The following is a 21,403-nucleotide window of genomic DNA, read 5'->3' on the forward strand; positions in this document are numbered from 1 at the left end:
CTCAGCGATCTTTCGGGTCGAGGGCATCGCGGAGCCCATCACCGATAAAGTTAAAACAAAATAGCGTGATCACCAGAAAAGAGGCCGGGAAGATCAGCAGCCAGGGGGAAACCTCCATCGAGTTGGCCCCATCGCTCAGCAGGGCGCCCCAGCTGCTGAGCGGCTCTTGGGTACCCAGCCCCAGGAAGCTCAAAAACGATTCAAACAGGATCATGCTCGGCACCAACAGCGACGCGTACACCACTACCACGCCCAGCACGTTAGGCACCACGTGGCGCAGGATAATACGCCCCGTCGTCACCCCGCCCACCTGCGCCGCCTCGATAAACTCCTTACGCTTCAGGCTCAGCGTCTGCCCGCGGACAATACGCGCCATATCCAGCCAGGAAACCATGCCGATCGCGATAAAAATCAGCAAAATATTCTGGCCAAAGAAGGTCACCAGCAGAATGACAAAGAACATGAAGGGAAACGAGTTAAGGATCTCCAGCATGCGCATCATCACCGAGTCCACCTTACCGCCCAGGTAACCGGAGAGAGCGCCGTACAGCGTACCGACCACCACGGCCACCAGCGCGGCGGCAATCCCGACCATCAGCGAAATACGTCCACCGATGGCGACACGCACCAGCAGATCGCGTCCGGAGGAGTCGGTACCGAAGTAGTGCCCCCCTCCAGCGCCGGCACCGCCGACATCATCTCCCAGTCGGTATCGTCGTAGGCAAACGGCGACAGCATCGGGGCGAATATCACAAACAGGGCGATCAGCAACAGAATGCACAGGCTGACCAGCGCCGCGCGGTTATGCATAAAGCGGCGGCGTGCATCCTGCCATAGGCTGCGCCCTTCCACGTCCAGCTGTTCGCTGAAGCTGCTCACCGCGGCGGCGCTGTTTTTATTCACTAACATAGGCGCCTCTTTCAGTAACGGATTTTGGGATCGATTACGGCGTACAGCACGTCAACGATGGCGTTAAAGGCAATCGTCAGGGTGCCGACCAGGATCGTCAGGCTCAGCACCAGCGAATAGTCCCTGTTCAGCGCGCCGTTGACGAACAGTTGGCCGATCCCCGGCAGGCCATAAATAGTTTCAATGACCATCGAGCCGGTAATGATCCCGACAAAGGCAGGCCCCATGTAGGAGAGCACCGGCAGCAGCGCCGGACGCAGCGCATGGCGCAGCACAATGCGGTGCAGCGGTAGCCCCTTGGCCCGGGCGGTGCGGATAAAGTTAGAGTGCAGCACCTCGATCATCGAGCCCCGGGTAATGCGCGCGATACCGGCAATATAGGAGAGCGACAGCGCCACCATCGGCAGCAGTATGAACTTCAGCGCCCCGCCGTTCCAGCCGCCGCCCGGCAGCCAGTGCAGCGAGATGGCGAAGATCAGCACCAGCAGCGGCGCGACCACAAAGCTTGGGATCACCACCCCGGTCATGGCAAAGCTCATCACCACATAGTCCCAGCGCGAGTTCTGCTTCAGGGCCGCGATGACCCCGGCAGAGACTCCCAGCACCACCGCCATGACAAAGGCGGCAAAGCCCAGCTTGGCCGAAACGGGGAACGAGGCGGCCACCAGATCGTTGACCGAATAATCCTTGTATTTGAACGAGGGGCCAAAGTCTCCCTGCGAGAGCTGCAGCAGGTAGTGGCCATACTGCTTCCAGATGGGATCGTTGAGATGGTATTTGGCTTCGATGTTGGCCATCACCTCCGGCGGCAGCGTGCGTTCACCGGTAAACGGGCTGCCCGACGCCAGACGCATCATAAAAAACGAGATGGTGACCAGAATAAAAAGCGTCGGAATCGCTTCCAGGAAGCGACGGAATATAAATTTTAGCATAGCCCAAACCCTGTACGTCAGCCCCGCGGGCTGTCAGCCTCGCCGGCGGCCGGTCTCCCGGCCGCACGACGGACAATTAATGTTGAACGATATAAAGGTTTTTGTCGTAGACATAGTCCAGCGGATCCTTGCCGGTATAGCCACCGACAAAGGGTTTCACCAGACGGGCGTTAACATAGTAATACACGGGAACGATGGCCGAATCACGGTCCAGCTGCTGCTCAGCCTGCTGGTAGACCGCCGCGCGGCCGGCTTTGTCCGGCGCCTGCAGCGCGCTAGCCATAATGCGGTCAAAGGCCGGGCTCTTGTAGTGCGGGGTATTGTTGCTGCTGGTCGACAGCATCATATTGAGGAAGGAGCTCGGCTCGTTATAGTCGGCGCACCAGCCGGCGCGGGCGACATCGTAATTGCCCTGATGGCGCGAATCGAGGAAGGTCTTCCACTCCTGATTCTCCAGCTTCACATCGATCCCCAGGTTTTTCTTCCAGATCGAAGCCGCGGCAATCGCCAGCTTCTTGTGCAGATCCGAGGTGTTGTAGAGCAGGTTAAACGTCAGCGGCTTGCCCGGGCCATAGCCCGCCTCGGCCAGCAGCTTCTTGGCCTCTTGGTTGCGCTTCTCCTGCGACCAGCCGAACCAGGCCGGTTGCGTCAAATCAGCGCCGTCGGTATAGGGCGGCGTAAAGCTGTACGCCGGCAGGTCGCCCTGGTTCTTGACCTTATTCACGATAATATCACGGTCCAGACCCAGCTTCAGCGCCTCACGCACGCGGGGGTCGTTAAACGGCGGCTTCTGGTTATTGATTTCGTAGTAATAGGTGCAAAGATACGGGTCTACCTTCACCTGCTCGGGGATCTCTTTTTTCAGCTTCTGGAACAGCTCGATCGGCATATTGTTATAGGTCATATCGATCTCGCCGGCCCGATAGCGGTTCACATCGGTCACCTCCGAGGCGATGGGCAGGAAGGTCACCTTATCGATGATCGTCTTCGCATTGTCCCAATACTGCGGATTTCGCTCCAGCACGATACGTTCGTTGACGATCCAGTCTTTCAGCTTATAGGCGCCGTTGCTGACATAATTCTGCGGCAGGGTCCACTTGTCGCCGAACGTCTCTACCGCCGCCTTGTTGACCGGCTTCATCGCATAGTGCGCGGTCATCTCCGGCAGATAAGGTACCGGTTCGCTCAGGGTCACCTGGAACGTGCGATCGTCCAGCGCCTTGACCCCCAGAGCGGATTTATCCTGCTTGCCGGCGATGATGTCATCGATATTCGCGACGTGGGCATACTGCAGATAGCTCGCGTAGGGCGATGCAGTCTTGGGGTCGGCCATCCGCTGCCAGCTATAGACGAAGTCCTCTGCGGTGACAGGGTCACCGTTGGACCACTTCGCGTCCGGGCGCAGGTAAAATATCCACACCTTGTTATCTTTGCTCTCCCAGCGCTGCGCTACGCCGGGAATAGTATGCCCTTGGCTATCGTGCTGCGTCAGCCCTTCTAGCAGATCGTTGGTCACGTTGTTTTCCGGTACCCCTTCGATCTTGTGCGGATCGAGGGAGGAGACCTCCGAACCATTATTTCTGACCAGCTCCTGTTTAGCCGCCAGCTGTACGCCGGCCGGTACCTCGGCGGCCTGCGCCACCGCCGCGACGCCCAACGCGCTACAAATCCCAAGGGTTAATATACTTTTTTTAATGATGTGTTTGCTCATTACTACCACTCCCGTATTCAAAAGGAAGCCTGCGGGCAGGCGGGTCAACATCGTTATTTATTCACTGCAGTAATGAAGGAACGGTTCATTCGCTGCAGCTTGCCTTATACCGCCCTCGCGGCGGCTGGCATTTATTGTTGCCGGGTAACAAAATAACGGCGCCTAGGGCCGCTTGATGATGGGCTGGCTCAGTGCGGCTACCCAGAAGCCGCTCCCGTAGCATCCTGGGCTACCGAGAGCGCCCTCCCGTATGCCAACGCCCGTAAAACAGCGTGACGTCCTGAGCGAGCCGGCTGATGGCCATGTGAGCACTGTTGTATTTCGTGCTTTCTCACAGACTGCCCTCTCCCATGACAAAAATCAATTGTAAGTTACTGATATAACATAAAATATAAGCTTAAAGCATTTTGCATTGTCTAAAATTTCAACCTCATGCCGAAAATCAAAACAATATTGCAATGAACAAGATTTATTTAGACAAAAAAACTAACTGAAATGAATGATGAGAGGAAAAAACGCCGGACAATGTACACAATGTCGGCGTCTGTATAGGACAATTTTACGGAAATGGGCGCGAGGCAGGCGAATTAACCCACCGATGAATACGATCGCAAAATAAAAATAAGATGATTAAATATATTGCGCAGATATATCTATTAGCGGAGCGGCGTCCCCGCCGCCCCCTGTCGATTACAGCAGGCCGGGAAAAATAGCCTTCACCCCGGTGACGATAAATTCAATGCCCAGCGCCATCAGCAGCAGCCCCATGATACGGGTCACGACGTTGATCCCCGTCTGCCCTAACAACCGCACCAGCAGCGGCGCGGCGCGGAACAATAGCCAACAGCAGAAGGCGAACAGAATGATCGCCAGCGAAAAGCCCAGCAGGTTTTGCCAGCCGTGATAGCGGGAGCTCCAGACGATGGTCGAGCTGATGGCGCCGGGGCCGGCCATCAGCGGCAGCGCCAGCGGCACCACGCCGACATTTTCGCGGATAGCCGTTTCCGACTTCTCCTGCTTATTCTGCTTATCCTCACCCAGCTTACCGCTGATCATCGACATGGCGATCGTCATCACCAGGATACCGCCGGCAATACGGAAAGAGTCGATGGAGATACCAAAGACGTTCAGTATCGAGTCCCCCAACAGCAGCGCCGTAATCAGTATAATGGCCACCGACAGGTTCGCCGTGAGGTTGGTTCGGTTACGCGCCGCGGCGGCCTGATAGCTGGTCATGCTGATAAACACGGGCAAGATCCCGACCGGGTTTACCAAGGCGAACAGACCAATAAAGAATTTGATATACCCGGACAGGTCCAGCAGAGACTGAGTCACTATGTGCTCCACAATATAAAGATGATGGTCATCGCGCGTAATGTAATTGAAATGACTGCGCCGATCTATCATTCCACCGCAGAATTTTTACTGTTTGCCGCGGATATGCGCAGTATCGTCTGTGACTAAATCCGGCGACGAGATAACGGTTTTGTTGTTTTTTATACCTAAAGGCGCTGAGTTTTCGTTAAGAATGAGAACAGCTCTCAACAAAACCATGCTGAATGGTGTCAGCTTGGCGTTTTCGTGACTTTAATCACAAAACAAATACCCAAGAATGAGTAAGCTCGACGATATCAAAAAGAGGGAGACGGATGGCCATCTCGGCGAGGTATCAGGATAACGCGTTCAATGCAACGCCCGCGACCATCCACGTTAAGCTGTTTTAGCAAATTAGCAGCCCGTCGGCAGCAAATGCCCGGCTGAGCGACGCGCCAGCATCTATACTGGTATGCCCCATGCGGCTGATTGACTAAAAAAGTTTAACATTATCAGGAGAGCATTCATGGCTGTAACCAACACTGCTGAACTCGATGCGCTGGTCGCCCGTGTCAAAAAAGCCCAACGCGAGTTTGCCAACTTCTCTCAGGAACAGGTAGACAAAATCTTCCGCGCCGCCGCGCTGGCCGCTGCCGATGCCCGTATTCCGCTGGCTAAAATGGCCGTCGCTGAATCCGGTATGGGTATCGTGGAAGACAAGGTGATCAAAAACCACTTTGCCTCCGAATATATCTACAACGCCTATAAAGATGAAAAGACCTGCGGTATCTTGTCCGAAGACGATACCTTCGGCACCATCACCATCGCTGAGCCGACCGGTCTGATCTGCGGCATCGTACCGACCACCAACCCGACCTCCACCGCGATCTTCAAGGCGCTGATCAGCCTGAAGACCCGCAACGGCATCATCTTCTCCCCGCATCCGCGTGCCAAGCAGGCGACCAACAAAGCCGCCGATATCGTGCTGCAGGCGGCCATCGCCGCTGGCGCGCCGAAAGACATCATCGGCTGGATCGATGAACCCTCCGTCGAGCTGTCTAACGCGCTGATGCACCATCCGGACATCAACCTGATCCTGGCCACCGGTGGCCCGGGCATGGTGAAAGCGGCCTATAGCTCCGGCAAGCCGGCCATCGGCGTTGGTGCGGGCAACACCCCGGTGGTGATCGACGAAACCGCGGATATCAAACGCGCCGTCGCCTCCATCCTGATGTCCAAAACCTTCGACAACGGCGTCATCTGTGCCTCCGAGCAGTCAGTTATCGTCGTCGACTCTGTCTACGACAAAGTGCGTGAGCGTTTTGCTACCCACGGCGGCTACCTGCTGCAGGGTAAAGAGCTGAAAGCCGTTCAGGATATCATCCTGAAGAATGGCGCGCTGAACGCCGCCATCGTAGGCCAGCCGGCAGAGAAGATCGCCGAAATGGCAGGCATCAGCGTACCGGCGGGGACTAAGATCCTGATCGGCGAAGTCAGCGTCGTTGACGACTCCGAGCCGTTCGCACACGAAAAACTGTCTCCGACCCTGGCGATGTACCGTGCCAAAAACTTCGAGGACGCCGTAGAGAAAGCCGAGAAGCTGGTTGCCATGGGCGGTATCGGCCATACCTCCTGCCTGTACACCGACCAGGATAACCAGGGCGCGCGCGTAAACTACTTCGGCGAGAAGATGAAGACCGCCCGTATCCTGATCAATACCCCGGCCTCGCAAGGGGGGATCGGTGACCTGTACAACTTCAAGCTGGCGCCTTCACTGACGCTGGGCTGCGGCTCCTGGGGCGGTAACTCCATCTCTGAAAACGTGGGTCCAAAGCACCTGATCAACAAGAAAACGGTAGCGAAGCGAGCAGAAAACATGTTGTGGCATAAACTTCCGAAGTCTATCTACTTCCGCCGCGGCGCCCTGCCGATCGCGCTGGAAGAAGTAGCAACCGACGGTGCCAAGCGCGCCTTTATCGTCACCGACCGTTTCCTGTTCAACAACGGTTATGCCGACCAGGTTACCAACGTACTGAAAGCGCACGGTATCGAAACCGAAGTCTTCTTCGAAGTTGAAGCCGACCCAACCCTGAGCATCGTGCGCAAAGGCGCCGAGCAGATGAACTCCTTCAAGCCGGACGTGATCATCGCGCTGGGCGGCGGCTCCCCGATGGATGCAGCCAAGATCATGTGGGTGATGTACGAGCATCCGGAAACCCACTTCGAAGAGCTGGCGCTGCGCTTTATGGATATCCGTAAGCGTATCTATAAGTTCCCGAAAATGGGCGTCAAAGCCAAAATGATCGCCATCACCACCACCTCTGGCACCGGCTCTGAAGTCACGCCGTTCGCCGTAGTGACCGACGATGCGACCGGGCAGAAATACCCGCTGGCTGACTATGCGCTGACCCCGGACATGGCCATCGTTGATGCCAACCTGGTGATGAACATGCCGAAATCCCTGTGCGCCTTCGGCGGTCTGGATGCGGTAACCCATGCGCTGGAAGCCTACGTTTCCGTTCTGGCCAACGAATACTCTGACGGCCAGGCGCTGCAGGCCCTGAAGCTGCTGAAAGAGTTCCTGCCGGCCAGCTATGCCGAAGGCGCCAAAAACCCGGTAGCCCGTGAGCGTGTACACAACGCCGCTACTATCGCCGGCATCGCGTTTGCCAACGCCTTCCTCGGGGTATGTCACTCCATGGCCCACAAACTGGGCTCCGAGTTCCATATTCCGCACGGTCTGGCCAACGCCCTGCTGATCTCTAACGTTATTCGCTACAACGCGAACGACAACCCGACCAAGCAGACCGCATTTAGCCAGTACGACCGTCCGCAGGCGCGTCGCCGTTACGCTGAAATCGCTGACCATCTGGGTCTGAGCGCACCGGGCGACCGCACCGCGCAGAAGATCGAGAAGCTGCTGGCCTGGCTGGAAAGCATCAAGGCTGAGCTGGGTATCCCGGCCTCCATCCGCGAAGCCGGCGTACAGGAAGCCGACTTCCTGGCGAAAGTGGACAAGCTGTCCGAAGATGCTTTCGACGATCAGTGCACCGGCGCCAACCCGCGCTATCCGCTGATTGCCGAGCTCAAGCAAATTCTGCTGGACACCTACTATGGCCGCGAGTTTGTCGAGCACGCGCAGGAAGAGAGCAAGGCCGTCGCCGCGCCGAAAGCGGAAAAGAAGGCCAAAAAAGCCTGATTAACCCTGCTCCATGCCGGTGCACGCTGATGCAATCGGCATAAATCACTGCCACGGGCCCCGCGTAAGCGGGGCCCGTTTCCTTTCTCTATCACCCCCGCAATCCCCCACCGATGCCGCCCCTCCGAGCCCCCCAGACGCGCGCCTCTCCCCGCCGTAGCGCCAACCGTACGGCTACAGGGGGGATGACGCTCGCGGCATACAGCGACTCCACCACTGCGCAACCGTACGGCTACGGGGATGACACCCCCGTGGCGGCGGGTCACAGGGCTCGGCAGCAGGAGCCCCTCCGAACATCATTAGACTAGCCTCCGCATCGCCTGCCCGGCAGGGACGATATCGATGCGGGGCTCGCGGGGCGGCAGTCATCGGACAGATCACGGCGCGATGGCCTTAGGGAGGCGCTGGAGAGGCTGAGAGGCGTTGAGCGCGGCCGCTGAGAGGGCGCGACGCGCGCTGATGAAGCGATGACGCTACGGGGCAGTCACGCCGAGCGTTTCCTTATAGTGCCGGCGGCAAACGGAGACATAGCGCTCGTTGCCGCCGATCACGACCTGCTCACCGTCTTTCAGCGCCCGCCCGTCCTGATCCAGGCGCAGCACCATATTCGCCTTGCGGCCACAGTGGCAAATAGTCTTAAGCTCAACCAGCTTATCGGCCCAGGCCAGCAAATATTGGCTACCGGGAAAGAGCTCCGCCCGGAAATCAGTACGCAAACCGTAGCACAGCACCGGAATATCCAAATCATCGACCACCGTCGACAGCGCCAGCACCTGCGCCTTGGTGAGAAACTGACTTTCATCAACCAGAACGCAGTGTACGCACTGCTGCCGATGCGCCTGGCGGATCTCGGCCAGCAGATCCGTCTGCTGGTTATACAGCATCGCAGGCGAGTGTAGGCCGATACGCGAGCTGACCTGCCCCACCGCATAGCGGTTATCTATTTCAGCCGTGAATACCAGGGTATGCATACCCCGCTCGCGGTAGTTATAAGAGGACTGTAACAGCGCCGTGGATTTCCCGGCATTCATTGCAGAGTAATAAAAATAAAGTTGTGCCATCAAACAGCCTTAAACCGAAAAAATCACCTGATGTGCAAGATTCTACCATATATACAGGGCCGCGTGATGTCCGGGTTATTCCCCAAGACACCGCGCCACAGATGTGCAAAATCTGTACAAACCGCGCTTATCTACTGGCATACCAGCGTACACTTACAGAATAAATATGACATGATTCATGCAAATAAGTGATCGACCTAACGGTTGTTTCCGGCAGGCTTATGATGAGCATACCATGGACTTCTCCCGGACAATTGTCCGGGCAAAGGCAGAGTCAGGGTGCATTTATATACATTAAACGGCTAATCAACAGGTAAAACCGTACACGGTATGGCCTAGCCGGCATCGTACGGCGATATAGATAATAGGGTGAAATATTAACAAGGTCAGCCTCTCGATATTTGACTCATACAGACGAATATTTTTCCATTCTTACAAAATTCACTATTGCGTTAAATAAAGTCGCACTCTATTATAAAGATGACGCCCCCACCAATATAATTTGAGATTAGGAAAATGAGCGAAGCATTAAAAATTCTTAACAACATTCGTACTCTCCGCGCCCAGGCCCGTGAATGCACTCTGGAAACTCTAGAAGAAATGCTGGAGAAACTGGAAATCGTGGTAAAAGAGCGCCGCGAAGAAGACCAGCAAGCTCAGGCCGAGATCGAAGAGCGTACCCGCAAGCTGCAGCAGTACCGTGAAATGCTGATCGCTGATGGCATCGACCCGAATGAACTGCTGCAGACCATGAATGCCACCAAAGTTGCCGGTAAAACCAAGCGCGCTGCGCGTCCGGCTAAATATCAGTATGTTGACGAAAATGGCGAAACCAAAACCTGGACCGGTCAGGGCCGTACGCCTGCCGTGATCAAGAACGCCATTGAAGAGCAGGGCAAGTCTCTGGATGACTTCCTGATCTAATCAAGACGTTCGGTATACCCATGTTAAAAATAGCCTCTGATGAGGCTATTTTTGTTTTACCCCCCTCGCCCCTGCCTGCACCGCCGCCGCGCCTGCCTCATTATCGATAATGAGGGTTTCAGTATGGTTATTATCGCTGCACCCTTTACCACCATTAGGAATAGTCTCATTCATGAATTTAATCAATTATAGGTATCCCACTACCCATACCTTTGTCTAGTTGCATAATGAAAAAAAGATGGCGCCCCTGAGGACGCCATCTTTTATTTACCGACTTACTTGCTTAAATTCAGCCCTTTGATCCAGGCAGCGAAATCTTTGCCCAGCGCAGGATGACGCAGCCCATACTCGACAAACGCCTGCATATAGCCCAGCTTATTTCCACAGTCATGGCTACGCCCTTTCAGGTGGTAAGCCTCAACGGTTTCATTCTTCAGCAGCATAGCAATCGCATCCGTCAGCTGAATTTCCTCACCGGCTCCCGGCGGAGTTTTAGACAGCAGCGGCCAAATGTCCGGAGAGAGAACATAGCGGCCAACGATAGACAGGTTAGACGGTGCCTTATCGCGCGGCGGTTTTTCGACCACGGCACGAATAGCAATGCTTTCCCCCGCGGCCAATTGCGCACCGCTACAATCCACCACGCCATAATTAGACACATCGGCCATCGGCACCGGCTCAACCATAATCTGACTGGCGCCGGTGGATTCATAACGACGCAGCATCTCACTCAGGTTATCGCTGCTTAAATCTGCGCTGTATTCATCCAGAATAACGTCAGGCAATATCACGGCAAAAGGCTCATCGCCGACCAGCGGATGTGCGCACAGAATGGCGTGACCCAAACCTTTAGCCAACCCCTGACGCACCTGCATAATGGTCACGTGCTTGGGACAAATCGCCTGGACTTCGGCCAGCAGCTGACGCTTAACGCGCTTCTCCAGGATCGCCTCCAGCTCAAAGCTGGTATCGAAGTGGTTCTCGATGGAGTTCTTCGATGAATGCGTGACTAAAATGATCTCATTAATACCGGCGGCAATACACTCATTAACCACGTACTGGATCAGCGGCTTATCTACCAGCGGCAACATTTCTTTAGGAATAGCTTTCGTTGCCGGCAGCATACGCGTTCCCAATCCGGCCACCGGGATAACGGCTTTTTTTACTTTTCTCACTGACGTTGACATACAACCTCTCTATACGAATGGCGCATTGTTCGCTCGTCCATAACCGAACGATATGAATGCAAAACTCTCAGCGAGTATACCAGCTCGGTAATCGCACGCATGCCTTTCATCTGTATTTAAGATCAAATGGATAAACAAACGACAGCGCCGAGAATGGCGCCGATTGATGAGAGAAAGGATAGCAGAAAATACCGAAAAACGCGGGGCGCCACCTACCGCGCGATGGCCCCCGGTGCCAGATGCCGCAGCGGCTGTAGCGCCTGATGCTCCGGTGCCGTCAGCATCAGGCGAAGCTGCCCTACGCTGCCCCAGATCTGACACTGCCAACTCCGGCTGCGCAGGCTGAGCTGGTTCATATGCACGCTCCCCAGGGTCCCCAGCGGCATAGCGCCGCTCAGCTGGACCGTACGCTCCTCTGCCTCCAACCGAGCGTGTAACCCTGCGGAAACCAGCACCACATGGCCGCTGACGGCATGATAATACCCGGCCAGCATCGGAAATTGCCCGCGCAGCCCCGCCTTGCGTAACAGTTGATTGACGCGTTTAAGGATCACCGACATATGCGGCAATGGCCGCTCCTGAGCGGCCAGCTGGCTCTGCAACAGCGCGTTAAAGATAGCACGGATCATCAGCGCCGCGAGAACGCCATACTCTGCGCTGCGCGTCGTATCCAGGCAGTAAAACGCCATCTCCCGCGACGACAGCGGCGCGATATCTAGCACCAGGCCACAGCTGTCCGGATCCGTCAGCTGACGGTAGTTGACTCGGCAGCCGGCGATCACCTGCTGAACCGGCGGCTGGAGCTGGCGCAGAAGCCGTACAGCCTGCGCGGGATCACGCTGCAGCGCGGCCCAATCATGGCTCAGGGCATTCTCCTCCAGCGCCAGCGAATCGAACAGCGCCGGGTAAAGGCAGGCCAGAAGCATCTGTCGAAAGCGGGTAAAATCACGCACCGGCTTCAGCAGGACATCCTTCGCCCCGAGCCGCATGGCCCGAGCAATATCGCTGACCGACTCCGTCGCCGAAATCACCATCACCGGGGTCTGGCTGCCGCGCATCAGCAGATGGCGCAATAGCTCAATGCCATTCATCTCCGGCATGAACAAATCACACAGGATAAGATCGGGATGGCACTGCGGATACAGCCTCAGCGCCTCGCGCCCGTTGGCCGCCTCGGTGACCCTGACGCCCTGCGTCGTCAAATACCCGGCCAGCAGGCGACGAAACACGACGTCGTCGTCGACGATCATAATCTGTTTATCGGTGAGCACCTGTGACATGGCCGGCCTCTCATACCCTGACTGATCCTAGTGTGGTTCAATATCGGCACGCTTGCCCTGACGACCAGTAAAAATGTTATATATTGCGCGATTCCCCGCAGTTTTCTAAAAATCAGATTTTTACTTATCTGCAGCAGATATTGGTTATTATGATCAGAATAGAAGCCGGGCGATATTGCGCCTAACCTTTTCTCACCAATAGTTGCAAATGGTTATTCCTATGACGTTACACCACCCTCTCGATGCGCCCTGCCCCTGCGGCAGCGAGCGCGGATTTTCTGACTGCTGCGCCCCTTATCTGAACGGGGAGCGGCGGGCGACAACGCCGGAGCAGCTGATGCGCTCACGCTACAGCGCCTTTGTCACCCACCACGCAGACTATCTGATCGCCACCTGGCACCCCGATTGCCAGATGGCAGCGGAGCGCGATGCGATTATCGCCAGCTTTGCCGATACCCAGTGGCTGGGACTCCGCGTTATCGCTACCCTGCCGGGCCGCGATGCGCATGAAGGCTTTGTGGAGTTTATCGCCCGCTTTCATACGCCCTCGACCCAGCAAAACGGCGCGATCCATGAACGATCGCGTTTTCTGGATCTCAATCACGCTTGGTACTATGTTGATGGAGCCCGGCCCACGATAGGACGTAATGACCCCTGCCCGTGCGCCAGCGGCAACAAATATAAAAAATGCTGCGGACGCTAGGCTGCGTCCCGCCCTGAACAGGAGATTTGACGCTCCCTTCCCGGCGGGCGCCGCGGCAACGGCCCCGGCGAAAACAAGGATGCAAACACATGTCACAACCCGTTATTCAACGAAAAGTACTGCGCACCGTCTGCCCCGATGCCAAGGGGCTGATCGCCAAAATCACCAATATCTGTTACAAGCATCAGCTCAACATTATTCAGAACAATGAGTTCGTCGACCACGCCAGCGGACGCTTCTTTATGCGTACCGAACTTGAGGGGATCTTTAATGACGCCACTCTGCTGGCCGATCTAGATGACGCACTGCCGCCGGGATCCGATCGCGAAATCATCACCACATCCCGTCAGCGCATCGTCATCTTGGTCACAAAAGAGGCCCACTGTCTCGGCGATCTGCTGATCAAGAGCGCCTATGGCGGGCTGGATGTCGAGATTGCCGCCGTCATCGGCAACCACGCGACGCTACAGGCATTAGTCGAAAAGTTCGATATCCCCTTCGTCCTGATCGGTCACGAAGGCCTCAGCCGTGAGGCGCACGATGCGGCCGTCGCCGAACAGATCGATCGCTTTGAGCCGGACTATGTGGTGCTGGCCAAATATATGCGGGTGCTGACCCCCGACTTTGTCGCCCGCTATCCTGACCGCATCATCAATATCCATCACTCGTTTCTCCCGGCGTTTATCGGCGCCCGCCCCTATCACCAGGCCTACCAGCGCGGGGTGAAGATCATTGGTGCGACGGCGCACTTTGTAAACAATGATTTGGATGAAGGGCCGATCATCATGCAGGACGTTATCCACGTCGATCACAGCTATACCGCAGAGGAGATGATACGCGCGGGGCGCGATGTAGAAAAAAATGTGCTCAGCCGGGCCCTGTATCGCGTACTGGCTCAGCGGGTGTTCGTCTGTGGCAATCGCACTGTAATTTTCTGATTTGTTCGTTTTTTCTCTGTTTTCTGTACGCCCGCACAGCAGTGCGGGCAAAAAAACGGCAAACGAATTTTTTTTCCTCTCCAGCGCTTTACAGCGCGGCGCGATTTGTTATTATGCGCCCCGCTTCCGGTGATAACGAAGCGCGACAATCTGGTGGGGTTCCCGAGCGGCCAAAGGGAGCAGACTGTAAATCTGCCGTCTCAGACTTCGAAGGTTCGAATCCTTCCCCCACCACCATTCTTCTGTTGTTCTCTGCTATACATCCCAAGCACCTATATCAAACCAGCACCCGAGCTGAGGAAGGTGAGAACCTTCGACCAAGGTTCACGTCGAGCAACGCGAGACAACGTTGCCGCAGGCAACGGCCCGCAGAACGAGGCGCAGTGCGCCGAGTCATCCTTCCCCCACCACCATTCTTCTGTTGCTCTCTGCTATACATCCCAAGCGCCTATATCAAACCTGCACTCGAGCTGGGGAAGGTGAGAACCTTCGCGACCAAGGTTCGCGTCGAGCAACGCGAGACAAACGTTGCCGCAGGCAATGGCCCACAGGGCGAGGCGAGACGCAGCACGCCGAGTCATCCTTCCCCCACAACCATTATTCTGTTGTTCTCTGCGATACATCTCAAGCGCCTGTATCGCCCCCAAACGCTACGCGGGGAAGATGACCACCTGACACCCTGCCCTGCGCGGCGCTTATCCCTTGCCATCCGGCGGGACATTCGCTATACCTCACACTTTGCCTGCAAATTAAGGGAAATAATGCGTAATGCAATTTGTGTCTTTTGCGGAGCCAGCGACGGCGTGGCCGAGCGCTACGTAGACAGCGCGCGCCATTTGGGGCGCACCTTGGCCCGCCAAGGACGAACGCTGATCTACGGCGGCGGCGGCAAAGGGCTGATGGGGGCGCTAGCCAACGCGGCGCTGGAAGCCGGCGGCGAGGTTCACGGCGTGATCCCCCAGCGCTTAGTGGACGCCGAAACGGCGCATCACGGTCTGACGTCGCTGGAGATCGTCCCCGATATGCACACGCGCAAGGCGCGTATGGCGGCCCGGGCCGACGGATTCATCGCCCTGCCGGGCGGTATCGGTACCCTAGAGGAGCTGTTTGAGATCTGGACATGGAGTCAGATTGGCTGCCACAGCAAGCCAGTAGGGCTGCTGGATGTAGCAGGCTATTATCAGCGCCTGTGCGACTTTTTGCGCTACAGCGCCGACGAGGGGTTTATTCGCGCCCCCTATCTGGCGACGCTGCTGCGTGATGACAGCGCCGGACGCCTGCTGGATGCGTTCGACGCCTACCGGCCGCACAACCTGAGCCGCTGGGACTGAACGCCGCCCATCCCCCGAATACCCCCACGCAGGACAAGGTTCAGCTCGCGCCCGCCATCTGCTACCATGCGGGCACCTTTATTCAATGGCCAGAATCCATGAAGTTTATCTCTTTCAACATCAACGGGCTGCGCGCCCGTCCCCATCAGCTCGCGGCGATTGTTGAGAAGCACAGCCCGGACGTGATCGGTCTGCAGGAAACCAAGGTACATGACGATATGTTTCCGCTGCAGGATCTGGCGCAGCTGGGCTATCACCTGCACTACCACGGCCAGAAAGGCCACTACGGCGTCGCCCTGCTGACCCGTATGGCGCCGCTGGCGGTGCGTAAAGGCTTCCCGGGTGACGATGCCGAAGCGCAGCGGCGCATCATCATGGCCGATATACCCACCGAGCTGGGCACGCTGACCGTCATTAACGGCTACTTTCCACAGGGCGAAAGTCGCGATCACCCGATAAAGTTCCCGGCAAAGAGCAAATTCTACGCCGATCTGCAGCGCTACCTGCAGGACTCACTCTCGCCGCAGAACCCGGTGCTGATCATGGGTGACATGAACATCACCCCACGCGATATCGACATCGGGATCGGCGAGGATAGCCGGCGGCGCTGGCTACGCAGCGGCAAGTGTTCCTTTCTGCCGGAGGAGCGGGACTGGCTGGATCGTCTGCTGGCGTGGGGGCTGGTCGATACCTATCGCCAGGCCAACCCGCAGTATGATGACCGCTTCTCGTGGTTCGACTATCGCTCCAAGGGGTTCGACGATAACCGCGGTCTGCGTATCGACCTGCTGCTGGCCAGTCAGCCGCTGGCCCAGCGCTGTACCGATACCGGTATCGACTACGCGATCCGCGCCATGGAGAAACCCTCGGATCACGCCCCGATCTGGGCCGAGTTCGCACTGTCATGAGCGCGCCGGCGGCGGAAAAAATCTTGCACGTCGTCGCCGCCATCATTGAGCGGCGCGGTGCCATCCTGCTAGCCCAGCGCGGCCGGGGGCAGGATCAGGCGGGGCTGTGGGAGTTTCCCGGCGGTAAGGTCGAGGCGGGAGAGAGCCAGCCCCAGGCGCTGCAGCGTGAGCTGGATGAAGAGCTGGGGCTACGCTGCCGGGTCAGCGACTACGTCGCCAGCAGTACGCTGCATCTGCCGGGTAAACGCATCCACCTGCACGCCTGGCGGGTACAGCCGGAAGAGGGGGAACCCGAGGCGCGGGAGCACGCGGCGCTGTGCTGGGTTACCCCATGCCAGGCCCAGACATATGACCTGGCACCGGCGGATAGGCCGTTGCTGCAGGCCTATCTGGATCTGCTGGCGCGTTTTCACGCCGATGCCTGAGGCCATCGCGGAGAGAGCCTGTCGCGTTTACCCTTTCTTCAGCACCACCCAGCGCAGGTTGTTGGTACTCAACACCTGTGGATTGGCCTGACACTGTAGCAGCAGGCCATCCGTGCTGACGACCGCGCCCTCGGAGTAGTAGCGATCCTGATACAGGCAGCAGCGGCTGCAGCTCACGCCGTTGACCCCGTTGGTATATCCGTTGGCCGGCATCGGCACCACCACATCGATACCGCCGGCGGCGACGGCGGCGGCTCCCTGCTGGGCGCCGTCGGTGGAGACCGATCCCTGAGCCTGCAGCGCCCCGCTCCACAGCAGCGCAGCAAGCGCCATCATTACGGCCTGTTTCATGCTTTTTTCCTCTTATTTGACGCAGTTGACGCCCCCTTGGCGCGCCGCGGCCGGGCGCTTTCAGCGGGCGGCAGATCACAGAACGCTCGGGGGTTCACGGCGGTGCGCGCCTGGTGGATCAGCTGCTGCAGCGTCTCCACCAGCGGTTGCATAAAGTCCTGGTAGCGGCAGCCCCGCTCGCTGATCTTCGTCAGCGTCGCCTCCCAGTGCGCCGTCATATCCGGGCGACCGGCCATCTCGGGCAAACAGTGGATCAGCGCGCTTCCCGCCTGGCTGGCGTGGATATAGCGCCCCTTTTTATGCAGAAACCCGCGGCGAAACAGCAGTTCGATAATACCGGCGCGCGTAGCCTCGGTACCTAAACCATCGGTCGCTCGCAGGATTTTCTTTAGCGATTTATCCTGCACAAAGCGGGCGATCCCAGTCATGGCCGACAGCAGCGTGGCATCGGTAAAGTGGCGCGGCGGCTGCGTCTGGCGCGCCATTAGCTCGCCCCGTTCGCAGTGCAGCAAGTCATCGCGGGCCACCACCGGCAGCGGCATCCCCTCGTCTTCGTCGTCCCGCTCCTTGGCGCCGAGCAGCGCACGCCAGCCGGCCTGAGACAGAAAGCGCGCCTTGGCGATAAATACCCCGCCCTCAATCTCCAGATCGATAACGCACTTACGGTACTGCGCATCGGGGCAGAACTGCATCAGGTATTGACGGGCCACCAGCTGATAGATGTTGCGCTCATCCTCATTCAGCGTAACGCCACCTGCCCGGGCCGTAGGAATGATGGCATGGTGGGCATCAACCTTGGCGTCATCCCAGCAGCGGTTACGCCGCTGGACGTCGACGCTCTCCAGATTGGCCAGCGCCGGCGCATGGGCGGCAATCGCCGCCATCACCGCATGACGCCCGGCAAAGTGCTCCTCTGGCAGATAACGGCTATCGGAGCGGGGGTAGGTCAATAGCTTATGGGTTTCATACAGGCGTTGACAGGTATCCAGCACCTGCTGAGCGCTCATGGCAAAGCGTTTGGCGGCCTCGATCTGCAGCGCTGACAGGGAGAACGGCAGCGGCGCCACCTCGGACTCACGCTTATCGTTATAGCCGGTCACCCGGGCAGGCTTATCCTGGATCCGGGCGATAACATGCTCCGCCAGCGCGCGGTTGAGCAGACGCCCCTCCTCATCCTGATGAGGCTCACAGGCCTCGCTGGGCTGCCACTGCGCCCAGAAACGCTCGCCGGCCGGCGTCACAATATGCGCTCGCACCTCGTAGTAGTCCTTGGCGACAAAGTGCGCTATCTCCTCGTCGCGGCGCACCACCAGCCCGAGCACCGGCGTCTGCACCCGGCCGACGGAGAGCACACCGTTATAGCCTGCGTTGCGCCCCAGCAGGGTATAGGCGCGGGTCATGTTGATGCCGTACAGCCAGTCGGCGCGCGCGCGCGCCAGCGCGGAGACGCACAGCGGCATAAACTCATGGTTATCGCGCAGCCGCTCCAGCGCCCGCGCCACCGCCTGGGGGTTAAGATCGTTAATCAGGCAGCGCTGCACCTGACGCCGCTTTTCCGGCGCCAGGGCCAGAAAGTCGAGCACCTCATCCACCAGCAGCTGTCCTTCACGATCCGGGTCGCCGGCGTGTACCACCTGCTGCGCATCGCGCAGCAGACGCTCGATCACCTTCAGCTGTTTGGCGCTCGATGCCTTGGGCCGCAGCTGCCACTTCTGCGGAACTATCGGCAGATCGGCTAGATTCCAGCGCGCGTAGCGGGCATCGTAGGCGTCCGGCTCGGCCTGCTCCAACAGATGACCCACACACCAGGTCACCACGTCGCCGTCGCCGCACTGAATATAGCCGTCCGCACGTCGGTGTGGTTTAGGCAGCACATCCGCAATGGCCCGCCCCAGGCTGGGCTTTTCCGCAATAAACAGCCGCATCAGTCATCCTATATCTGGCTGAGAGAGAGGAGATATTCCCTGACGGCCCGATAGTCACCGCGAAAAACAATCCGCGCTGCCTTCTTCTCCAACTGGTAGCCGTACATCGGATCATAGTAGTCATGCAGCAGCGGAACCAGCCAGGCCAGGTGCCCCTCACTGCCGCGGCCAGCCTGCTGCTGCTGCAGCGCCCTGACCAAGTGGGCATCCAGCTCAGCGTAACGCTCCAGCCCCAGCCGGCGACGGATGGCAAACAGCCCGTGATGCAGGTACTCCGCATAGGCCTGCCAGCCCGCTTCTCGCCCGTAGGCGCGCTCATACTCCACGCGCATCAGGTCGATATACTCCTCCTGCAGCCGGGCCAGACGGGCCTCAAAGGGCTCATCCACCACCGCCACCGCCGCCTGCAGCATCTGATTATAGAAGCACAGCGGAACATGGTTAGAGCCGATCACCCGCCCCTCATCCTCCAGGATCCAGCGGCGGATACCGGCGCGGTGCTTCTTCAGCAGGGCGATACCGAGCTGATTCTCAAAGTCAATCTGCGTGCCCTGTGCAACCACGGTACGCCCAAAGGAGGAGCCGCGGTGGTGGGCGGCGCCCTCCAGATCGATACCGGCGTGCAGCTCACGCAGCATCCGCGTTTTGCCGCAGCCAGTATTGCCGCCGATCAGCACCATCGGCAGCGCCGACGCCTGCTCGGTAAACTGCAGGATGGCATGGCGCAGCGCCTTATAGCCCCCGTCGATCAGCGGATAGTCCAGCCCCGACTCGCGCAGCCACTGCTGTACGATATGGGAGCGCAGGCCGCCGCGGAAACAGTAGAGATAGCCCTCGGGGTGACGCTGGCACTGCTCACGCCAGGCCGCGATGCGCGCGGCGCGCACCTCGCCGTAGACCAGGCGATTACCCAGCGCGATGGCGGCGTCCTGCCCCTGCTGCTTGTAGCAAATACCGACCGCCTCGCGCTCGCTGTCCAGCATCAGCGGCAGGTTACAGGCGCTGGGAAACGCCCCGGTCTGAAACTCTACCGGGGCGCGCACATCGATTAACGGAATATCATTGGCCAGGATGGCGAGGTAGTCCGTGCCATCTGGGCGGGTTACAGCCTTGCCTGTCATCCCTGAACCTCGATCAGCGGTTCACCCGCACGCGGCGCGTGCAGCTCACCGATGGCGCTCAGCGTCAGACCATGGCGCAGCGCGATGTCGCGTACCGCCGCCTCGGCCTCCGGCGTTACCGCCAGCAGCAGACCGCCGGAGGTTTGCGGATCGCACAGCAGCTGGCGCTGCAGCGAGTCCATCGCCCCGACTAGATGCCCATAGCTGTCAAAGTTACGCCCGGTTCCCCCCGGCACGCAGCCCTGGGCGATATACGCCTCGACACCGGGAAGGCGCGGGATCTGATCAAACCACAGCGTCGCCTGCAGACCTGAGCCCTGGCAAATCTCGCTCAGGTGACCCAGCAGGCCAAACCCGGTCACGTCGGTCATCGCCGTCACGCCCTGAATATCGGCAAAGTCGGCGCCAGGACTGTTCAACTGACACATGGTATCGCGCGCCAGCCCGCGGTGTTCGGGGCGCAGTGCGCTCTTCTTCTCTGCGGTCGTCAGCACGCCGATCCCCAGCGGCTTGGTCAGGTAGAGACGGCAACCAGCCTGCGCCGCACTGTTCTTCTTCACCCGCTCGGTGCTGACCGTCCCGGTGACCGCCAGGCCAAAAATGGGCTCCGGTGCGTCAATGGAGTGGCCCCCGGCCAGTGAGATACCGGCTTCGCGGCACACCTGGCGCCCCCCTTCGATAACCTGACGGGCAATCTCCGGCGCCAGCTTCTCCAGCGGCCAGCCCAGGATGGCGATCGCCATGATCGGTTTACCGCCCATGGCGTAGATATCGCTGATGGCGTTGGTGGCCGCGATACGGCCAAAATCATACGGATCGTCTACGATGGGCATAAAGAAGTCGGTGGTGCTGATAATGCCAACCCCGTTGCCGATATCGTAAACCGCCGCGTCATCGCGCGTCTCATTCCCTACCAGCAGGTGGGGATCGACAAACTTGGCCTGCTCACTGTGCAGGATGGACTCCAATACTTTCGGCGAGATTTTGCAGCCACATCCCGCCCCATGGCTGTACTGTGTCAAACGAATGGCCGGCGCAGTCATACCCTACTCCTCTCCATCAAGAAAAATAAAATCATGCAATAGTAGCGCCAGCGCGATGAATTGATAAGTCACGCGATCAATTCACCGCGCGATCGCACAGAGGCAAACGGTTACGCGTGCAGGAAATGGTCATTCGCCGCG

At 58.3% G+C, this 21,403-nt stretch carries 18 protein-coding genes, 1 tRNA gene, 2 other RNA genes and 1 pseudogene; 10 read left to right on the forward strand and 12 right to left on the reverse strand.

The window, feature by feature from the left end:
- Position 1: 1 nt before the first annotated feature.
- The 4 genes and pseudogenes from oppC to QY76_RS12375 all read right to left on the reverse strand — a co-directional run bounded on the left by oppC (position 2) and on the right by QY76_RS12375 (position 4,887).
- A pseudogene (oppC, locus tag QY76_RS12360) lies at positions 2-909 on the reverse strand (oligopeptide ABC transporter permease OppC).
- A gap of 11 nt (positions 910-920) precedes the next feature.
- A complete protein-coding gene (gene oppB / locus QY76_RS12365) occupies positions 921-1,841 on the reverse strand; it encodes an oligopeptide ABC transporter permease OppB (protein WP_045427002.1) in 921 nt (306 codons plus the stop codon).
- A 76-nt stretch (positions 1,842-1,917) separates the two neighbouring features.
- A complete protein-coding gene (gene oppA / locus QY76_RS12370) occupies positions 1,918-3,552 on the reverse strand; it encodes an oligopeptide ABC transporter substrate-binding protein OppA (RefSeq protein ID WP_045426999.1) in 1,635 nt (544 codons plus the stop codon).
- 690 nt (positions 3,553-4,242) lie between these two features.
- A complete protein-coding gene (locus tag QY76_RS12375) occupies positions 4,243-4,887 on the reverse strand; it encodes a YchE family NAAT transporter (RefSeq protein WP_012848364.1) in 645 nt (214 codons plus the stop codon).
- 505 nt (positions 4,888-5,392) lie between these two features.
- Here QY76_RS12375 and adhE point away from each other — a divergent pair.
- Positions 5,393-8,065: a bifunctional acetaldehyde-CoA/alcohol dehydrogenase gene (gene adhE / locus QY76_RS12380; protein WP_034165120.1), complete on the forward strand. Its 2,673-nt coding sequence runs from the start codon at positions 5,393-5,395 to the stop codon at positions 8,063-8,065.
- A gap of 473 nt (positions 8,066-8,538) precedes the next feature.
- Here the strand turns inward: adhE and QY76_RS12385 are convergent, their stop codons facing one another.
- Positions 8,539-9,126, reverse strand: a complete 588-nt coding sequence (locus QY76_RS12385) for a thymidine kinase (RefSeq protein ID WP_034165119.1) — start codon at positions 9,124-9,126, stop codon at positions 8,539-8,541.
- 516 nt (positions 9,127-9,642) lie between these two features.
- Between QY76_RS12385 and hns the strand changes: the two genes are divergently transcribed.
- On the forward strand, positions 9,643-10,050 hold the full coding sequence (gene hns / locus QY76_RS12390) for a histone-like nucleoid-structuring protein H-NS (RefSeq protein WP_045426989.1): 408 nt from the start codon (positions 9,643-9,645) through the stop codon (positions 10,048-10,050).
- A gap of 45 nt (positions 10,051-10,095) precedes the next feature.
- On the opposite strand, the gene QY76_RS19605 is transcribed toward hns, so the two are convergent.
- The 3 genes from QY76_RS19605 to rssB all read right to left on the reverse strand — a co-directional run bounded on the left by QY76_RS19605 (position 10,096) and on the right by rssB (position 12,517).
- Positions 10,096-10,224, reverse strand: a complete 129-nt coding sequence (locus QY76_RS19605; RefSeq protein ID WP_256379270.1) for a hypothetical protein — start codon at positions 10,222-10,224, stop codon at positions 10,096-10,098.
- A gap of 101 nt (positions 10,225-10,325) precedes the next feature.
- Positions 10,326-11,237, reverse strand: a complete 912-nt coding sequence (gene galU, locus QY76_RS12395) for a UTP--glucose-1-phosphate uridylyltransferase GalU (protein WP_012848356.1) — start codon at positions 11,235-11,237, stop codon at positions 10,326-10,328.
- Positions 11,238-11,449: 212 nt separating this feature from the next.
- Complete coding sequence (gene rssB, locus QY76_RS12400; protein ID WP_034165118.1) at positions 11,450-12,517, reverse strand: two-component system response regulator RssB; 1,068 nt, start codon at positions 12,515-12,517, stop codon at positions 11,450-11,452.
- 220 nt (positions 12,518-12,737) lie between these two features.
- On the opposite strand from rssB, the gene QY76_RS12405 reads away from it, so the two are divergent.
- The 8 genes from QY76_RS12405 to QY76_RS12430 all read left to right on the forward strand — a co-directional run bounded on the left by QY76_RS12405 (position 12,738) and on the right by QY76_RS12430 (position 16,822).
- A complete protein-coding gene (locus QY76_RS12405) occupies positions 12,738-13,220 on the forward strand; it encodes a YchJ family protein (protein ID WP_034165117.1) in 483 nt (160 codons plus the stop codon).
- 89 nt (positions 13,221-13,309) lie between these two features.
- A complete protein-coding gene (purU, locus tag QY76_RS12410; RefSeq protein ID WP_034165116.1) occupies positions 13,310-14,158 on the forward strand; it encodes a formyltetrahydrofolate deformylase in 849 nt (282 codons plus the stop codon).
- A gap of 152 nt (positions 14,159-14,310) precedes the next feature.
- Positions 14,311-14,395, forward strand: a tRNA-Tyr gene (locus QY76_RS12415).
- A gap of 46 nt (positions 14,396-14,441) precedes the next feature.
- Positions 14,442-14,571: non-coding RNA, RtT sRNA (locus tag QY76_RS18065), on the forward strand.
- Positions 14,572-14,617: 46 nt separating this feature from the next.
- Positions 14,618-14,755, forward strand: a non-coding RNA gene (locus QY76_RS18070) — RtT sRNA.
- 164 nt (positions 14,756-14,919) lie between these two features.
- Positions 14,920-15,489 (forward strand): TIGR00730 family Rossman fold protein, encoded by a 570-nt coding sequence (locus QY76_RS12420; RefSeq protein WP_045426988.1) that lies wholly within the window; start codon positions 14,920-14,922, stop codon positions 15,487-15,489.
- 98 nt (positions 15,490-15,587) lie between these two features.
- Positions 15,588-16,397 carry an exodeoxyribonuclease III gene (gene xthA / locus QY76_RS12425; protein WP_034165114.1) on the forward strand — a complete coding sequence of 270 codons (810 nt, stop codon included), beginning with the start codon at positions 15,588-15,590 and terminating at the stop codon, positions 16,395-16,397.
- Positions 16,394-16,822 carry a pyrimidine (deoxy)nucleoside triphosphate diphosphatase gene (locus QY76_RS12430; protein WP_034165113.1) on the forward strand — a complete coding sequence of 143 codons (429 nt, stop codon included), beginning with the start codon at positions 16,394-16,396 and terminating at the stop codon, positions 16,820-16,822. Before xthA ends, QY76_RS12430 begins: the two co-directional genes overlap by 4 nt.
- A gap of 27 nt (positions 16,823-16,849) precedes the next feature.
- Here the strand turns inward: QY76_RS12430 and QY76_RS12435 are convergent, their stop codons facing one another.
- The 4 genes from QY76_RS12435 to selD are packed head-to-tail and all read right to left on the reverse strand — an operon-like array spanning position 16,850 to position 21,262.
- Positions 16,850-17,173: a DUF1496 domain-containing protein gene (locus QY76_RS12435; protein WP_034165112.1), complete on the reverse strand. Its 324-nt coding sequence runs from the start codon at positions 17,171-17,173 to the stop codon at positions 16,850-16,852.
- Complete coding sequence (locus tag QY76_RS12440; protein ID WP_034165111.1) at positions 17,170-19,098, reverse strand: DNA topoisomerase III; 1,929 nt, start codon at positions 19,096-19,098, stop codon at positions 17,170-17,172. Before QY76_RS12440 ends, QY76_RS12435 begins: the two co-directional genes overlap by 4 nt.
- A gap of 8 nt (positions 19,099-19,106) precedes the next feature.
- Entirely contained in the window at positions 19,107-20,219 is a 1,113-nt protein-coding gene (gene mnmH, locus QY76_RS12445; RefSeq protein ID WP_034165110.1) for a tRNA 2-selenouridine(34) synthase MnmH, read from the reverse strand.
- Complete coding sequence (gene selD, locus QY76_RS12450) at positions 20,216-21,262, reverse strand: selenide, water dikinase SelD (protein ID WP_034165109.1); 1,047 nt, start codon at positions 21,260-21,262, stop codon at positions 20,216-20,218. The genes mnmH and selD overlap by 4 nt, the downstream gene beginning before the upstream one ends.
- Positions 21,263-21,403: the final 141 nt, after the last annotated feature.

Origin of the sequence: Edwardsiella sp. EA181011, from assembly GCF_000800725.1 — a bacterium.
In the GTDB taxonomy this organism is placed as follows: domain Bacteria; phylum Pseudomonadota; class Gammaproteobacteria; order Enterobacterales; family Enterobacteriaceae; genus Edwardsiella; species Edwardsiella anguillarum.

Excerpts from the sequence above, each read along its gene's own strand:
- oppB (WP_045427002.1), bottom strand. The coding sequence starts at position 1,841 with ATGCTAAAATTTATATTCCGTCGCTTCCTGGAAGCGATTCCGACGCTT.
- oppA (WP_045426999.1), bottom strand. The coding sequence starts at position 3,552 with ATGAGCAAACACATCATTAAAAAAAGTATATTAACCCTTGGGATTTGT.
- adhE (WP_034165120.1), top strand. The coding sequence starts at position 5,393 with ATGGCTGTAACCAACACTGCTGAACTCGATGCGCTGGTCGCCCGTGTC.
- QY76_RS12385 (WP_034165119.1), bottom strand. The coding sequence starts at position 9,126 with ATGGCACAACTTTATTTTTATTACTCTGCAATGAATGCCGGGAAATCC.
- hns (WP_045426989.1), top strand. The coding sequence starts at position 9,643 with ATGAGCGAAGCATTAAAAATTCTTAACAACATTCGTACTCTCCGCGCC.
- QY76_RS19605 (WP_256379270.1), bottom strand. The coding sequence starts at position 10,224 with ATGAATGAGACTATTCCTAATGGTGGTAAAGGGTGCAGCGATAATAAC.
- galU (WP_012848356.1), bottom strand. The coding sequence starts at position 11,237 with ATGTCAACGTCAGTGAGAAAAGTAAAAAAAGCCGTTATCCCGGTGGCC.
- rssB (WP_034165118.1), bottom strand. The coding sequence starts at position 12,517 with ATGTCACAGGTGCTCACCGATAAACAGATTATGATCGTCGACGACGAC.
- QY76_RS12405 (WP_034165117.1), top strand. The coding sequence starts at position 12,738 with ATGACGTTACACCACCCTCTCGATGCGCCCTGCCCCTGCGGCAGCGAG.
- purU (WP_034165116.1), top strand. The coding sequence starts at position 13,310 with ATGTCACAACCCGTTATTCAACGAAAAGTACTGCGCACCGTCTGCCCC.
- QY76_RS12420 (WP_045426988.1), top strand. The coding sequence starts at position 14,920 with ATGCGTAATGCAATTTGTGTCTTTTGCGGAGCCAGCGACGGCGTGGCC.
- xthA (WP_034165114.1), top strand. The coding sequence starts at position 15,588 with ATGAAGTTTATCTCTTTCAACATCAACGGGCTGCGCGCCCGTCCCCAT.
- QY76_RS12430 (WP_034165113.1), top strand. The coding sequence starts at position 16,394 with ATGAGCGCGCCGGCGGCGGAAAAAATCTTGCACGTCGTCGCCGCCATC.
- QY76_RS12435 (WP_034165112.1), bottom strand. The coding sequence starts at position 17,173 with ATGAAACAGGCCGTAATGATGGCGCTTGCTGCGCTGCTGTGGAGCGGG.
- QY76_RS12440 (WP_034165111.1), bottom strand. The coding sequence starts at position 19,098 with ATGCGGCTGTTTATTGCGGAAAAGCCCAGCCTGGGGCGGGCCATTGCG.
- mnmH (WP_034165110.1), bottom strand. The coding sequence starts at position 20,219 with ATGACAGGCAAGGCTGTAACCCGCCCAGATGGCACGGACTACCTCGCC.
- selD (WP_034165109.1), bottom strand. The coding sequence starts at position 21,262 with ATGACTGCGCCGGCCATTCGTTTGACACAGTACAGCCATGGGGCGGGA.